The 15,202-nt window shown below is 71.8% G+C and carries 16 protein-coding genes; 11 read left to right on the plus strand and 5 right to left on the minus strand.

Going from position 1 to position 15,202, the window contains the following annotated elements:
* The first annotated feature begins 4 nt into the window (after positions 1-4).
* From OG488_RS36545 to OG488_RS36555, 3 genes are all read left to right on the plus strand, one after another.
* The gene (locus OG488_RS36545) at positions 5-424 is read left to right on the plus strand and encodes a hypothetical protein (RefSeq protein ID WP_329237343.1); all 420 of its coding nucleotides are present in this window, start codon (positions 5-7) and stop codon (positions 422-424) included.
* A gap of 184 nt (positions 425-608) precedes the next feature.
* Positions 609-872, plus strand: coding sequence for a hypothetical protein (locus OG488_RS36550; protein ID WP_329237346.1), 264 nt, complete (start codon positions 609-611; stop codon positions 870-872).
* A 182-nt stretch (positions 873-1,054) separates the two neighbouring features.
* Entirely contained in the window at positions 1,055-1,327 is a 273-nt protein-coding gene (locus OG488_RS36555) for a DUF3253 domain-containing protein (RefSeq protein ID WP_329237349.1), read from the plus strand.
* Between the two features lie 135 nt (positions 1,328-1,462).
* Here the strand turns inward: OG488_RS36555 and OG488_RS36560 are convergent, their stop codons facing one another.
* Positions 1,463-1,963: a hypothetical protein gene (locus OG488_RS36560; protein WP_329237352.1), complete on the minus strand. Its 501-nt coding sequence runs from the start codon at positions 1,961-1,963 to the stop codon at positions 1,463-1,465.
* A 693-nt stretch (positions 1,964-2,656) separates the two neighbouring features.
* Between OG488_RS36560 and OG488_RS36565 the strand changes: the two genes are divergently transcribed.
* Positions 2,657-3,031, plus strand: a complete 375-nt coding sequence (locus tag OG488_RS36565) for a hypothetical protein (RefSeq protein WP_329237355.1) — start codon at positions 2,657-2,659, stop codon at positions 3,029-3,031.
* Between the two features lie 169 nt (positions 3,032-3,200).
* On the plus strand, positions 3,201-6,095 hold the full coding sequence (locus tag OG488_RS36570) for an ATP-binding protein (RefSeq protein ID WP_329239269.1): 2,895 nt from the start codon (positions 3,201-3,203) through the stop codon (positions 6,093-6,095).
* A 57-nt stretch (positions 6,096-6,152) separates the two neighbouring features.
* On the opposite strand, the gene OG488_RS36575 is transcribed toward OG488_RS36570, so the two are convergent.
* A complete protein-coding gene (locus OG488_RS36575) occupies positions 6,153-6,929 on the minus strand; it encodes an integrase (RefSeq protein WP_329237358.1) in 777 nt (258 codons plus the stop codon).
* A gap of 260 nt (positions 6,930-7,189) precedes the next feature.
* Complete coding sequence (locus OG488_RS36580) at positions 7,190-8,056, minus strand: SGNH/GDSL hydrolase family protein (protein ID WP_329237361.1); 867 nt, start codon at positions 8,054-8,056, stop codon at positions 7,190-7,192.
* Positions 8,057-8,373: 317 nt separating this feature from the next.
* Here OG488_RS36580 and OG488_RS36585 point away from each other — a divergent pair, with 317 nt between their 5' ends.
* The gene (locus tag OG488_RS36585) at positions 8,374-8,979 is read left to right on the plus strand and encodes a TetR/AcrR family transcriptional regulator (RefSeq protein ID WP_329237364.1); all 606 of its coding nucleotides are present in this window, start codon (positions 8,374-8,376) and stop codon (positions 8,977-8,979) included.
* A gap of 174 nt (positions 8,980-9,153) precedes the next feature.
* Here OG488_RS36585 and OG488_RS36590 read toward each other — a convergent pair whose 3' ends face one another.
* Together OG488_RS36590 and OG488_RS36595 are read right to left on the minus strand one after the other, a co-directional pair.
* On the minus strand, positions 9,154-10,269 hold the full coding sequence (locus OG488_RS36590) for an adenylate/guanylate cyclase domain-containing protein (protein ID WP_329237366.1): 1,116 nt from the start codon (positions 10,267-10,269) through the stop codon (positions 9,154-9,156).
* Positions 10,266-10,715: a universal stress protein gene (locus OG488_RS36595; RefSeq protein WP_329237369.1), complete on the minus strand. Its 450-nt coding sequence runs from the start codon at positions 10,713-10,715 to the stop codon at positions 10,266-10,268. The genes OG488_RS36590 and OG488_RS36595 overlap by 4 nt, the downstream gene beginning before the upstream one ends.
* 305 nt (positions 10,716-11,020) lie before the next feature.
* Here OG488_RS36595 and OG488_RS36600 point away from each other — a divergent pair, with 305 nt between their 5' ends.
* From OG488_RS36600 to OG488_RS36620, 5 genes are all read left to right on the plus strand, one after another.
* Positions 11,021-11,761: a class I SAM-dependent methyltransferase gene (locus OG488_RS36600; RefSeq protein WP_329237372.1), complete on the plus strand. Its 741-nt coding sequence runs from the start codon at positions 11,021-11,023 to the stop codon at positions 11,759-11,761.
* Positions 11,762-11,915: 154 nt separating this feature from the next.
* Positions 11,916-12,587, plus strand: coding sequence for an SMI1/KNR4 family protein (locus OG488_RS36605; protein WP_329237375.1), 672 nt, complete (start codon positions 11,916-11,918; stop codon positions 12,585-12,587).
* A gap of 129 nt (positions 12,588-12,716) precedes the next feature.
* Complete coding sequence (locus OG488_RS36610) at positions 12,717-13,133, plus strand: YciI family protein (RefSeq protein WP_329237378.1); 417 nt, start codon at positions 12,717-12,719, stop codon at positions 13,131-13,133.
* Entirely contained in the window at positions 13,133-14,278 is a 1,146-nt protein-coding gene (locus OG488_RS36615) for an RNA polymerase sigma factor (protein ID WP_329237381.1), read from the plus strand. The genes OG488_RS36610 and OG488_RS36615 overlap by 1 nt, the downstream gene beginning before the upstream one ends.
* Positions 14,279-14,485: 207 nt before the next feature.
* On the plus strand, positions 14,486-15,124 hold the full coding sequence (locus OG488_RS36620; protein ID WP_329237384.1) for a LysE family translocator: 639 nt from the start codon (positions 14,486-14,488) through the stop codon (positions 15,122-15,124).
* Positions 15,125-15,202: the final 78 nt, after the last annotated feature.

The raw sequence follows: 15,202 nt of genomic DNA on the forward strand, positions 1-15,202 counted from the left end.
CCTGGTGGGCGTCACGGCTCAGCTGTTCTGTGCCGCAGCGGGGGTCGTGTACTTCTGGCAGCAGGAGATGACGTTCGCGGGGTACGCCGTGCTGCAGGGGGTCTTTCTGCTCTGCCAGGCAGTGTCTCTGATCCCGGTGTTGTGGGGCACGGTCCCTGACCTCCACCACAACGCGACGCTGGCCGTCGTGTGTGGCACGGGGGTCGGCATGGGCCCGGGCCTCATGGCGCTGATGCTCACGGGCAACGGGAACGGGCCCCCGGCCGCGGCCGTGCTGCTGACCGGGTCGGCCCTTGTGCTGGCGGGCACCGTGGGGCTGATCAGCGGGACGTTCCTTTCCGGCTGGCAGGGCGTGGTGGGTGCCGGGTCCGCCGGTTACGGCGGTGACCTGGACGTCGGGGACTTCGGCAGCGGCGACGACTGAGCCGCGTCGGCTTCTTCCAGCCGCCCCGGGGCGCGCCGGCGTGCGGTGCCGTGTGCCGGTGTCCGTCCGAGCGAGAGGGATCCGCCGTCGCGCCGCACACCCGCACGGGTGGACGGCACGGACGAACGATGACGGCAGGGGCGAAGTGCGTGTCCTGCCGGGGGTGGGCCGCGTTGTATCGATCATGAACGTACGTCGTATTCTCACCGCCGCCGCGGCCGGATCCGCCCTGCTGGCCGCCGCCGCTCCCGCTGCCCAGGCCGACGCCTTCGCCTCCACCCTCACCGACACCGCCCTGACCGCCAGCACGGTCGGGGAGCAGGTCGGTTCCGCCGGCTCCGCGGTTCTGCAGAAGCCCGCGATCGCGAAGCGGGTCTCCGCCGTAGGGGACCTGGCTCAGGCCGGAGAGGACACGGTGAGCGCGGGCGACCAACTCGTCAACGGCTGACCGTGTGGTCGCCCCCTCGGGGCGACCGGTAGGCCAGGAGAGCACCGCCACCCTGCCCTACGGTTCCGGTGGACGCCCGCGACCACTGTGCGGGAACGGTGTCCTGGACACCTCTGCCGGAACCGGAGCGGCGCGGTGGCCGAGACGTGGATTCACGTCAGGGCCGGTGCGACACTGGCACCGTGACAGACGCTGAACGCCGTACGGGGCGGCTCCTGGAACGGGCCATTCTGGAGCTGCTGGAGCGTCGTGGCCCGACTGCGACGATCTGTCCTTCCGACGCCGCGCGAGCGGTGTACGACGGGGACGACGACGGCTGGCGCGCGCTCATGGAGCCCGCCCGCCGCGCCGCCGGTCGGCTGGTGACGGCCGGTGACGTGGAAATCACCCAGGCGGGCCGTGCCGTCGAGCCGGCACGGGCACGCGGCCCGATCCGTATCCGCCGCACTCGCTGATCCATCGGGGCGGCGCGTCCCCCGGATGCACGGCTGTCCGCATCCCGCCCTTGCTGACGGTGCGCACCACCTCCGCTGCGGGTTCGGGGCCGGTCCGGTACAGACGGCCCGTCCGTGCCCGCGCGCACGCGGGGATCACTGGAGGGCGCCGCTTCGCCTGCCCTCGTCGAGCACCGCCTGCACCAGGGCGGACTTCGCTCCCGGCGCCACGAACCACAGTGGCCTGGCGGAGTTGCTCCGGTGGATTTCGACGCGGTGGCAACCCATGACGAGACCCACCACTGCCGTCTGCTGCACCCCGGTCACCTGGCCCCACCTCACGGAGTCCCGTACCCGGCCGAGCCGGCCCGTGACCGCCACTCCGTCCGTGCACAGGTAGCACCTGTTCACACCGAGCCGGGCCGTGAGCCAGCGCCATCCGAGCTTCAGGGCGTACACCGCGGCCACCACGGCTGTCGTCACAGCGGCATTGCCGTCGACCGCGTCCGGGTTGACGAACGTGGTGACGATCATGGCGATCCAGAGAATCAGCAGGAATCCCCTCAGCACCTGCATCATGGAGCCGATCGTCGGGTTGATGACGGCGTAGTCGCCGCGGATCGTACCGAGTCCCAGACCAGCCACTGTGTGACGCACGGACGCTCCCTCGCTGGAAACCGAATGCGCGCGGAGGGCGCGCGCCCTGGTGCACGGCACACCTGCGCCGCTGGTGCCTCGAACCGGCCTTCGCGGCTCTTCCGGTGCCCCGGGCCTCCGGGTGACGGGAGGTCAGAGGACGTGAGGGACGCGGACGTGGATGTGACACGTGGAGCGCCTTCCACCGGACCGGTACGCGGTGGGCGCGTCCCTGGAGTTCTGTCCAGGTGTGGCGCGACCCGGAGGACGATGCTTCCAGGATTTGCCCCGGCGGGCGTCGGTGGAATCACGTACTTCCCCACGTAGAGGTGCCGGGCGTGGGTGTCCGTCGCCCTCCGGACAACGCGCCGGGTACGCGCGTGCACCGGGGCCGGATGTACGTAGCGCATGTACGGGAAACCACGGACGCGCGGCACCGTGCGGGCTGGAAAGGTGGTTGTCGGGGGCGGGCCGGTGCGGGGGACCGGCCCGGGGGCGAGGGTCGTCGCGGCGATCAGCTCCGGAGGGGGAGAAGACGTGGCGAGGAAGAAGTGGGGCCGGTGGGGACGGGGGGCGGCCGTCACCGGGTCGGTGCTGAGTCTTGCCGTGGCCGGGTGGTTGTCCTGGCTGCTTCCCCTGCCCCGCCTGGCGGCCGTGGTGGGGGTCGGACCCGTGGACGGGACCCTGAGAGTAACCCGGTGTTATGAGACGTCCATGGCGGACGACAGCTTCCAGGGCTTCGGTTGTACAGGTGTGTACGCACCGCGGACAGGAGGGAAGCCGCAGCGGGACATGGTCCTGCACGAGGCACGCAGGGAGTACCGGGCCGGCAGTGTTGTGGAGGTGCGGACGGTGGCGGGAGAGGCATACGAACTGTCGGGCGTCGCCTTCGTGCGGTGGACGCTGAGTACGTGGGGTCTCTTCGCGCCGTTCCTCAGCCTGACCATCTGGCTCCTCGTGTGCGCACGTGAGTCCGGATGGGCGGTGGGGCACGGCTCGATAGCCTTCGTGTTCACCTTGCCCCTCGTCGCGGCCGTCCTTTTCGCGATCGTCGCGGTGGTGGACGTGGTGATGACCTGGTCCGGCTGAAGGGGCGGTTCCGCCGCTGACGGAGGCGCTGTCGGAGACGCCGACGGAGGCGTTCCGGCGGCTTCGTTCCCGTACCGCGCTTGCGGGGCCGGATGGACGTCTCCACGGGTGGCTGCCCAACGTGGTAGACATTGCCGTGAAGTTCGCCAGAGGGATCACACCGGCGGGAGTGGCGGCCGGTGCCGCGACGGGCCGCGCAGGCGGCAACCCGCTCGTCGGTCGCACGGCCGAAATCGCCCAGCTCGATGCCGTGTTCGATCGCTTGGGCCGGGGGAGTCCGGCGGTCGTCGACCTCACCGGCGCGGCGGGAATCGGTAAGAGCCGACTGGTCGGAGAGCTCTGCCTGCGTGCGGAGCGACGCGGTGTGACGGTGCTGCGAGGCCGGGCCACGGAGTACGAACAGCACCTCCCCTTCCAGCCGTTCGCCGAGGCGATCGCCGACGCCGACGACCGCGGTCCGAGCGCGGCGACCGAGCTGCTCGCCGCGCTGTCCCCGGCGATGGGCGGCCGGGCCACGGGGCCGTCCCCCGTGACGGCCCCAGCCGTCGACCGCTTCGCCCTCCACCGGTCGACGGCACGGCTGTTGGCGCAGCTCGGCACGGAGGGCCTGCTGGTCGCGCTGGACGACATGCACTGGGCGGACCCGGCGTCCCTGGAACTCCTGGACCATCTCGTCCGGCACCCGGTTCCCGGCCCGGTCGTCCTCGTCGTCGCACGTCGCGACCGGCAGACCCCACCTGCGCTCACCGTGGCGCTCACCCGCGGTCTCGACACCGGGGCGGTGATCCGGATCGGTCTGGGACCGCTCCCCGAGCAGGAATGCGTCGAAGGGCTCGCCCCCGACCTGCCGCGTGTCCGGGCGGCGCGGCTCCACGCCGCCAGCGGGGGCAACCCCCTGTACTTCCTCTCCCTGCTGCACGCCCACCGCGAAGGGGCCACCCTCAGTGGCACCTCCTCCGCGGCCTCTCCCTCGACCGGGGACGGTGCCGACGGACTGCCGGTCGGCCTCGGACCGCTGCTGCTCAACGAGCTGACGCCGCTCACGCCGTCGCAGCGCCTGACCCTGGAGGTGGTCGCCGTGCTCGGCGACCACGCCACACCCTCCGTCCTGGGCACGACGGCTTCCCGCACCGACGCGGAGCTCGACGGCGATCTGGAGGCCCTGGCCCGGCGCGATCTCGTGCGCGCGGGTCCGGGCGGCCGGCTGATGCTGCGCCACCCGGTACTCCGGACGCTGGTGTACGAGTCCATCCCCTCGTGGCGCCGCGTCGACATCCATCGCCGGGCCGCCGTCGAGCTGGCTCGCACGGGCGCCCCGGCGATCGAGCGGGCCCCTCACATCGAACGTTCGGTGACCGCCTGGGACACCGAGGCGACAGCCGTCCTGAGGCAGGCCGCCGAGGAGACCGCGTCGACGGCCCCGACGAGCTGCGCGCACTGGCTGGGTACCGTGCTCCGGCTCCTTCCGGACACCGCCGAACACGCCGCCGAGCGGCGCCGGCTGATGCTGAGGCGCGCACGTGCGCTCGGCGTCGCCGGCGGACTGCGGGAGAGCCGGGAGCTGCTGCACCACGTCATCAGCACCTCGGGTCCGGACGAGGCCGCCGTCAGGGCGTCGGCCGTCGTGCTGTGCGCCCTGGTGGAGCGGCACCTCGGAAGGTACCCCGAGGCGATCGCCCTGCTGCGCCACGAGCTGACGAGGAAGGTCGGGCCATCGGCGGCCGAGAGGGTTTCGATCGGACTCGAACTGGGCTCCTCCGCCCCCCACAACACCCCGTATCCGCAGGTGCGGGACGAGATGGCCCGGACCCTCTCGGCTGCCCGCTCCCTCGAGGACGTACCGGGCGAAGCCGGCGCCCTGGCGCTCGCCGCGTTCGGTGAGGCCTACGAGGGCGGCACGGCCACGGCAGCCGGGTTCGCCGGGCAGGCGGCAGACCTGATGGACGGTCTGCCCGACGGAGACCTCACCTCACTGTGCGAGCCCCTGGCCAGGCTCGGCTGGGCGGAGGCGTTCCTGGGCCGCTTCACCGACGCCGAGCGCCACGCCGACCGGGGCCTCGAGATCGCCCGGCGCAGCGGCCAGGTCTACCTGCTGCCGCTCCTGCTGCTGTGCAAGGCGCATGTCCGGATCCAGACCTGCCGACTGCCGTCGGCGCGCCAACTTGCCGACGAGGCGGAGGACATCGCACGAGGCATCGGGAGCAGCGAGCTGCTCTCCTTCGTCCTGGCCAACAAGGCGCAGGTTCTGGTGGTGGCCTCCGCACCCGGTGACCCGGAGGCGCTGGCCGCCGCCGAGGAAGCGGTCTCCTGCATGGGACCGAGCGCCAACTGGCGGGCGTCCATGGCCTGGTGCATGCTCGGCTACGCGGCGCTCACCGGTGGCGACCCGCACCGCGCCCGGGACGCCCTGCTCCGGGCGGGTGGCGACGACCTGCACGGCCTGCAGCCCTCGATGCGCCCCCTGTTCCTGGAACTGCTCGTCACCGCGGCCCTGCTCACGGGGGATGCCGGTTCCGCGTCCGCCTGGGCCGAGCGGGCGCACAAGGAGGCCGATCGGCTCGGCCTGCCCCTGCAACGGTCGTCCGCCCTGCGCAGCGCGGCTCAGCTGGCGCTGCACGGTGGCGACCCGGTGACGGCGGCGGCCCTGCTCTCCGAGGCGGTCGAGGAGTGCGCACGGTCCGGTGCCGTCTTCTGGGAGGCGCGATCGCTGCTGCTCGCCGCCCCGGTCCTGACGGCCGCCGGGCAGCAGGCACGAGGTGAGGCGATGCGTGAGAGGGGTCGCCGGCTGGCCGCTACCGGGGGAGCACACCTGCTGGCCGGTCTGGCGGCGGCGGGAGCGGCGGCATCCCCGGGGGGTTCCGGTATTCCCCCGCAGCGGCTGGCGTCGTTGACGGCTCGTGAACGGGAGGTCGCCGAGCTCGTCGCCGAGGGCCTCACGAACCAGGCGATCGCCGACAGGCTGTACCTCAGTCCGCGCACCGTCGAGACCCACCTCTCCCGGGTGTACCGCAAGACGGATGTCGCCTCCCGTGCGGCCCTCGCCGCGCTGATGGCCCGCGGCTGACTGCGGGCCGCATGTCCTGAGCGCGCCCGAGCCCACCGGTCTGCCGCACAGGCACTGTCAGGCCAGGTCGGTGCAGTACGTGATCGTCGCGTCGTCCGCCGCCAGCGCCTGGCGGGTCTCCTCCTGCCGGACGCGTCGGATGGTCTCGGCCGCTCCGCCCGACGCGAGGACCGTCATCACCTGCGGCCAGGTGGCGAGCCCGAACCGGTCCACGAGGCGGCCGGCTCCGTTGCTGAGCAGGGCGGCTCCGGTGACCTCGGCGACCGGACACCTGCCGGTGATCGCCTCGTCCGCCGCCCGCGGGTCGTCCTTGGCCACCCAGAAGCCGCCCGGCGCATTCCGGTTGGCACGCAGCTCGCGGAGGATGCGGTGGTGCGCGTCACTGCCCTTGGCGACGGCGGCGAGCGCGGGTTCGTACCGTCGGCTGATGACCACCTCTCGGGGATCGGTCACCACGAGCGGCATACGGTCCGCCCGGTCCAGCACGAGGACGGAATCACCGAGTACCAGGTATTCGGCCCAGCCTTCGGAGACGCGGAGGACGGCAACGGTCGCCGACGGGCTGATGGGGTCGGCGACGGCGCAGGTGTCGCGGTGCTCGTCGGTCACCAGCTCGACGGCTTCGGCGAGCAGCGCCGCGAGACCGCGGTCCTGTGCGAGCGCAAGGAGACCGAGGAGGCTTCCTCCCAGACGACCGGCGTACCAGGCGACGCCGTGCAGGCAGGTGTGGTCGCTGCCGGGGATGCCGGCGCCGTCGATCAGCACCGCTGCCGTCGGCACGGCACCGGTGAAGTCCTCGTTCACCCGGCCGGGCCGCTTCGGAACGCTCGTCATCGACACCCGCATGCCCTGCCACCCCATCCGGCCTGTGAGAGCGTCGACCTTACAACCGCCCCCGTGCCGGGGCAGCTACTTCCGCAGTCGCGAGGAAAGAGTGGTGAACCGGTCGTGCGCGAGTGACTCCCGACGACCCCGCCCGGACCGAGTGCTCCGCCGCAGCCGGAAGGACCGCCGAGAGCCGCCTGCGAGGGACCTGACCGGCTGCCGGCCCTCGGACCCGGTGTGCGCCGGGTCCGAGAACGGGTGGTGTGCGGTCAGCCGAGGCCGAGGACGGTCATCGCACGTTCGGCCATGCGGCGCTCTCCCAAGGCGTTGGGGTGGACGGGGACGATGTTCTGACCGAACAGGAGCGGCTCGATCCACCGGGTCCCGGAGGCCTTGCAGGCGTCGTGGCCTTCGGAGGCCGCGGAGAAGTCCACGTACGTCGCACCGGTCTCCTCGGCGGCGCGTTCGACGACGTCGTTGAGATGGGCCTGGATGGCGCGCAGGTAGGGCACGTCACCGGAGGCGATCGGAAGCTTGACGAAGCAGGACGGGTCCGCGGTGGCGGGTGTGATCCAGGGGTATCCCAGGGCGGCGATGCGTGCGTTGGGGGCCTTGGCCCGGAGCGTCTGCAGAGCGGACTTGAGGGCGGGGTAGGTGTTCGCCTCGATCTGGTTGTCGAAGGAGGCGCCGTTCTTGTCCTTGCAGGGGCTGCCCTTGCCGCCGCTGAGGACACCCGCCGTGCCGCACGTGGTGAGGGCGTTGATGAAGGTGCTGTTGTCGTTGCCGCCCATCGTGAACGTCACCAGGTCGGTGTCCGCGCTGAGCGCGTCGGCCTGGGGCGCCACCCCCGGGTACTGGGACCGGGTGAAGTCCTTGGTCTGGGCGGCGCCGCAGGTGACGTCCTTGAGGCGGGCGCCCGTCGCCGAGGCGATGACGTGGGGGTAGTTCGCGGTGGAGCGCAGACACAACAGATTGGACAGGTCCACGGGCAGGACGCCCGATCCGGCGCTGTAGCTGTCACCCAGGGCGACGTAGTCCAGTGGCGTCGCAGCGTGCGCAGTGGTGGTTCCGGCGGCGGTGAGGGCCAGTGCACAGGTCAGAGCTGACGCGGCCATGACACTACGGGTTCTGGTCATGTGCTCTCTCTTCTCGATGGCGGTGCGGGAGGGGTTCCGGCCCCTTCGCGGCAGCCGGTCCCGCGGTGAAGGAGCGGCTCGAGCGGGGTGGTGCCGACGCCGGTGGGGTGGTCTGCGGAACGCGCGCCGGATCCCGTCGGACGTCACGGGCGCGGTTACCGCCCGGTGCTACCCCTAGGTAATGTGGGCCACCTCCGCAGCGACGTCAACTAAGTTGACACAACTTTCCCGGACTGCCGGCGCGCCGCCGCGTACCCCTTCTGTTCCGCCGGGATCCCCGCCCGCGCCGGCGCCGTCGTCGGGCCTACTCTGGGCACATGGCGCAGCCCGGTACAGGAACCACGACGCGCGAAGCCATCCGCACCGCCGCCACCCGGCTGTTCCAGGAGCGGGGGTACGCCGGTGCGACCGTCCGTCAGATCGCCGCGGCGGCCGGCGCCGACCCGGCGCTGGTGATCCGTCATTTCAAGAACAAGGAACTGCTGTTCCTGGAGACGATGCATCTGACCATCGACGACGAACCGCTCCTGGACGTCCCCGTGGAGGTGCTGGGTGAGCGCCTCGTCGATCTCGTCCTCGGTCTCGACGGTGGCGCCCAGGGCGTGTTCCTCGCCCTGGTGCGCGGCAGTAACGAGCCGGAGATCCTGCGACGGCTCAAGGACACCCACGAGAAGGTCCTGATCGAACCGCTGCGCGCCCGCCTGTCAGGACCCGATGCCGACATCCGCGCGCGCCTGGCGGCCTCGGTCGCCGCGGGACTGCTCCACTCCCTGTGGGTGGCGCGCGACGAGACGCTGCTCGGAACCGACCGTGCCACCCTCGTGACCCGCTACGGCGCACTGATCCAGCACGTCCTTACGCCTCCCCTCTCCGGTGCCCGCCCTGTGGGAACTCCCTCCGTGACAGGCTCCTCGTTCCTGTGACCGATTCCGGTCGCCCGGCGCATGGGAGACCGACAGCAGGGTGGGTCGTGCGGTACATGCCGATCCGGCGGTCGACGGGCAGGTGGCCCGCCGGTGGACCCGCCTGCCGAGGGCGGACGAAAGGGCTTGGCGGCCACAGTCGAGGCAGCCGACGTCGCCGGCCACCCCTGGGCCTCACCCGGTGCGCTCACCTATCCGGGGCACGACGGGCCGTGCCGACCGCAGCAGCACCGGTCGCAGCCTGCTGTACCCGCGCACCGATACGGGGCGGAGCACCTTCAGTTCGTACGGCGCCATGCCGGCCAGCTCGCCCGCCAGCACCGTGTTGACCAGTACGGTGCCGGGGCGGGCCACCGCGGTGAGCCGCGCCGCGATGTTCACCGCCGCCCCGTAGACGTCGCCGAACCGGCTGAGCACGGCGCCGTGGGCCAGCCCGGTCCGCATCCGCGGCAGTCCCTCTTCCGTCTCGGCGCGGGCGGCGAGCTCCAGGGCGATGTCCGCGGCCGCCTGTGCCGACTCGCACACGAAGAGCACCTCGTCGCCGATGGTCTTCACCACGCGGCCCCGGCCCTCGGTGACCACGTCACCGGTCAGGCTCTCGAACCGGTCGAGCACCTGCACGAGTTCGGCGCTGTCCAGTCCGCGGGTCATCCGGGTGTAGCCGACCATGTCCGTGAATCCCACGGCCCGGTCGCGGACGTCGGCACCCTCCCGGGGCGGCACCGGCCCGCTCGCAGCCTTCCCCGCACGGCCCTTTCCCGGCTCCTGACCGGCGAGCGCGTCCCCCTGCGTCTCGGCCAGGAGCCGTCCTGTCGACGCGGCCAGATGCCGGCGCCAGACATGCCGCTGGAGGAGCTCGATCTCTGGCAGCAGTGCCGCGGCGTGGCCCATCAACTCCTCGTCGTCCCAGGGGGCGGCCGAGTCGTTGTTCATCCAGGCCCAGAGTGTGTGTACCTGCCACTCGGCGAGCCGGGACAGATGGTGCCCGAGAGCGCGCGCCATCATCGTCTCGCTCTCCTCGGTGATGAGGCCGGCCTCGATGAGCCGTTCGCCCGCGCGCAGTGCCTCGACGTCGGCGTCGGTGAACACCCTGGCGTCCTCATCGGCCACCGGAAACCCCAGCGCACGCCAGATCTGCGCGGTCCGCTCGGGCCCGACCCCGGACCGTTCGGCGATGTCCCTCCTCGTCCAGACGCGGCCGCCACCGAGCAGTACCTCCTCGACGGTCCTGCGCGGATCGCCGGGGCCGGACGGGTCAGCCGCGTTCTCCGCCTGACCTGTCGCACTCATGTGGTGTGCACGATCAGCACGTCGAGGCCGGCCTTCCTCGCGATGTCCGCCGGTACGGAGCCGAGGATGCGCCCGGCGAGCGAGCGAAGCCCTCGGTTGCCGACGACCAGGAGGTCGGCCGAGCACTCCTCGGCGATCCGCACGAGTGCGGGAACCGGTTCGTCCTGCACGGCGACCGACCGGACGTTCGACGCGCCCTGCGCGCGGGCGCGGTCCTTGGCGGTCCGCAGGGTGTCCTCGGCGGGTGCCGAGCCCACCACCTGATAGGCCTCGGAACCCAGTTGGTCCTGGGCCAGGGCGAGCTCGGGGCCGCGCATCGGTGCGTAGGCACAGGCGATCACGAGTTCGGCCCCGCAGACGGCGGCGAGCCGGGCAGCCCCCTCGACCGCTGCGAACGACGACTCCGAGCCGTCGGTGCCGACCATGACAGTCCGGTAGGCGATCACGTCACCCTCCTTACCAGGGAGTAAACTTACTCCGGAGTAAGATAGAGGGCTGTGAGCCTGCCGGACAAGGGGCAGGACAAGCCGCTCCTGTCCGGTCGTCCGTCCGGAAACCGCCGCTTCACCGCACCCGTCGTCGAGTCCGACGACCTGCGAGCGCCGGGTCGTCTCATCAGGACACAGGACAGCCGCCCCGTGTTCGGGTCTTCTGCCCATACGGCACCACGACCGGCGAGAGGGAGACTTCCCGCCAGGGGCGTCGGCCCGTCAGGGAGGCCGACGCCGAGGATCGAAGGGGGAGACACGCGATGAGTGGTCAGCTGTACGACGGGATCGGCGAGGCGTTCGAGGGCTTCAAGACCCTCCCGCTCGCGCGCTACGCGGAGGTACCCGGATTCCTCGCCCTCGTCGGCGACGTCAGCGGAAGGTCCGTCCTCGACCTGGCTTCCGGAACCGGCTTCTACAGCCGGGAGTTCAAGCGCCGTGGCGCGACCCGAGTGCTCGGCGTCGACATCTCCTCCGCGATGGTCGACGCGGCACGGGCCCTGGAGGACCGTGACCCACTGGGCGTCCGCTACGAGGTCGCTGACGTCGCCGCGCTGCGCGCCTTCGAACAGCGCTTCGACCTCGCGATCGCGGTCCAGCTGTTCAACTACGCCGAGGACGTCGCGACCATCGAGCGGATGTGCCGCACCATCCACCGCAGCATCGAGGACGGAGCAGAACTCTTCGCATTCATGCAGAACCCGGACTTCCGCTTCGACGGGCCCTCGCTGGCCAAGTACGGCTTCCTGTGTGAGTCGCTCGGCGAGGAGACCGCGATCGGGCCGCGCGTGCGGATCACCGCACTCCTCGACCCGCCGATCTCGTTCGAGGCGAACCCGCCCGGTCGGGCCGTCTACGAGAAGTGCCTGCGGGCGGCCGGATTCAGCGAGATCACGTGGGTTCCGCCGGCAGTCTCCGCCGAGGGCATCCGCGCGTACGGGAAGGAGTTCTGGGACGACTGCACAGCCAACCCTCCGCTGACGATGCTGCGCTGCCGGGCCTGATGCCCAGTGGCCCGGTCCTTTTCGGCCGGGACAGTGGTCCGGAAGCCGGTCACGGCACCGGTCGAGGAGGACGGGGTGGTCGCGGTGACCCCCGTCCGCCTCACCGTCCGGCGCCACGGACCGCGCTGCGCCGCTGCCGCTAGGGTCGGGTGCCATGACTGACTGGACCGGGGTGCGTGAGAGGGTTCTGGGGCTGGCCGCAGCGCCGGGCAGCGACAAGGTGTTCGGAGCCTCGGGGCACGGCTTCGGCCTCGAGGTGCCCTTGACGGCCGCCGAGGTGGCCGACATGGAGAGATGGCTCGGCGCCGAGCTGCCCGAGCAGTACCGCTCGTTCCTGCTGTACGTCGGAGCCGGGGGAGCGGGGCCTGCCTACGGCGTCCTCCCGGTACGGCGCGACGGCGCCGGTGGCTGGCGCTGGGCCGGCGACGTCCCCGAGGAGATCGAGCCGGCTGCGCTCGCCGAGCCGTTCCCGGGAGGCGCGGACCCGACGGCAGCGGCACGGATCCTGGCCGAGCGGCCGAGCGAGGAGGAGTTCGACGACCTCGCCGACCTCGATGTGGCCCTGGAACTGTGGGAGGAGCGCATGGCCGAGACGCAGTACGACCCACGCTTCACCGCCGGGGCGCTCTGCCTGTGCGACGAGGGCTGCGGGCTGAAGACCTGGCTCGTCGTCACAGGTCCGGAACGGGGGCGAATATGGCGTGATCCGCGCTGTGACGGCACGGATCTGCATCCGATGCGCGACGACGACGGTTCCCCGCTGGACTTCGCCGGTTGGTACCTGGGGTGGCTCACCGCCGCAGAAGCCTCCTGCGGCATGGGCTGAGAGGAAGAGTCGCGCACCCTTTCCGCTGGGCCGGATTTTTTTCGGACGGCGATGTCGAGAAGACGCGACCGGCTCCGTCCCCGTGGTGAAGGTGACCGAACGGGTCGCACCAGCACCGAGGAGAACACCATGGCCAAGTACCTGCTTCTGAAGCACTACCGCGGCGCCCCGGCCCCGGTCAACGACGTACCCATGACGGAGTGGACGCCCGAGGAGATCTCGGCCCACATGCGGTACATGAGCGACTTCGCCGACCGGCTCGAGAAGACCGGCGAGTTCGTCGACGGCCAGGCGCTCGCACCCGAGGGGACGTTCGTCCAGTACGGCGGTGAGGGGCGTCCGCCCGTGACCGACGGGCCGTTCGCGGAGACCAAGGACCTCATCGCCGGCTGGATGGTGATCGACGTCGACAGCTACGAGCGTGCCGTCGAGCTCGCCGGAGAGCTGTCAGCCGCTCCCGGGGCGGGCGGCAGGCCGATCCACGAGTGGCTCGAGCTGCGCCCGTTCCTCAGCGCGCAGCCGGCCGTCACCGAGTGCCCTCACTGATGAACGAGGCTCTGATCCGGAGCCTCACGCCGAGCGTGCTCGGGATCCTCGTCCGCCGCGGAGCCGACTTCGCGGCGGCCGAGGACGCCGTGCAGGACGCCCTGGTCGAGGCGGTCCGCGTCTGGCCGGCCGACCCTCCGCGGGATGCGAAGGGCTGGCTGGTCACCGCGGCCTGGCGCAAGTTCCTCGACGCCACCCGCTCGGACGCCGCCCGCCGCCGGCGTGAGGACCGCGTGGACGAGGAGCCGGCACCAGGGCCGGCTCCCGCGACGGACGACACGCTCCAGCTCTACTTCCTGTGCGCCCACCCCACGCTGACCCCCTCCTCCGCCGTCGCGCTCACGCTGCGCGCCGTCGGCGGACTGACCACCCGGCAGATCGCCCAGGCCTACCTGGTGCCCGAGGCGACCATGGCGCAGCGCATCAGCCGGGCCAAGCGCACGGTCTCCGGCGTGCGGTTCGAGCAGTCCGGCGACGTCGCCACGGTGCTGCGCGTCCTCTACCTGGTCTTCAACGAGGGCTACTCCGGCGACGTCGACCTCGCCGCCGAGGCCATCCGGCTCACCCGGCAGCTCGCCGCCGCGATCGACCACCCCGAAGTAGCCGGGCTGCTCGCTCTCATGCTGCTCCACTACGCCCGCCGTGCGTCCCGGACCTCGTCCGACGGCAGGCTGGTGCCGCTCGCCGAGCAGGACCGCGGCCGGTGGGACACCGCGTCGATCGCCGCGGGCGTGGAGATCCTGCAGACGGCCCTCGCCCGCGACCGGCTGGGGGAATTCCAGGCACAGGCCGCCATCGCGGCGCTGCACGCCGACGCGCCCACCGCGGAGGAGACCGACTGGGTGCAGATCGTCGAGTGGTACGACGAGCTCGCCCGCCTGACCGACAGCCCGGTCGTCCGGCTCAACCGCGCGGTGGCCGTCGGTGAGGCCGACGGACCGCGCGCCGGTCTGAAAGCGCTCGCCGCCGTGGACGCCGCACTGCCTCGCCACGCGGCGGTGGCGGCCTACCTCCATGAGCGCGACGGCGACCTGGCGACGGCGGCGCAGCTGTACGCCGAGGCGGCCCACAAGGCACCCAACCTCGCGGAGCGCGACCATCTGACACGGCAGGCCGCCCGTCTCCATGCCCGACGGAGCCGCTGACGGGTCACGCACATCCGGCACGGACCTCACGCCACGGGACGGTACGGGTGGGCGCCCCGGCCGAGGTCTGCGGCCACGTCCGGTCCGCCCCCGCGTGCCCGTCGCCGTACAGGGGTGGTTCGCCCCGGCGCGGGCCGACCCTCGGCGAAGCGAAGTGGAGGGAAAAGTGGGTGGGAGGAGGAATCCGGTCGTGATTGCATGAGCGCCATGGTGACTCCTGAGCGTCTGCTCGCCTTCGCGGCCATGTCGTTCCTGCTGATCGTGATCCCCGGGCCGAGTGTGCTGTTCGTGATCGGCCGGGCGCTGGCCCAGGGGCGCCGCGCCGCTCTGACCACGGTCGTGGGCAACACACTGGGCGGATACGTGCTCGTCGTGGCCGTGGCGCTCGGGGTCGGGGCGATCGTGGAGCGCTCCGTCCTCGTCTTCACGGTGCTGAAGCTGGCCGGTGCCGCATACCTCGTGCATCTGGGGGTCAAGGCGTGGCGGCAACGCGGTGCGCTGCAGGCCGCCTTCACCGGTGACACGGCCGCGCGGGGAGGCCTGCGCACGCTGTCGGAGGGTTTCATGGTCGGTGTGGCCAACCCCAAGACCATCGTGTTCTTCGCGGCCGTGCTGCCCCAGTTCGTCGACCGCGCCCACGGGCACGTCGTCGTCCAGATGATGCTGCTGGGGCTCGTCTTCAACATCATCGCACTGGCCAGCGACAGCGTGTGGGGGCTGGCCGCGGCCACCGGCCGGGAGTGGTTCGCCCGCTCGCCCCAGCGGCTCTCCCTGGTCGGAGGCGTCGGCGGAATCACGATGATCGGCCTCGGCCTGACCGTCGCGACGACGGGCCGCAAGGACTGACGGCGCGTTCCGCCGTGATGACCCGCGCGGTCGACGAGCTGCGGTGGCTCCGTCGTCCCGCCCACACGGACACCACCG

Origin of the sequence: Streptomyces sp. NBC_01460, assembly GCF_036227405.1 — a bacterium.
Lineage (GTDB): Bacteria > Actinomycetota > Actinomycetes > Streptomycetales > Streptomycetaceae > Streptomyces.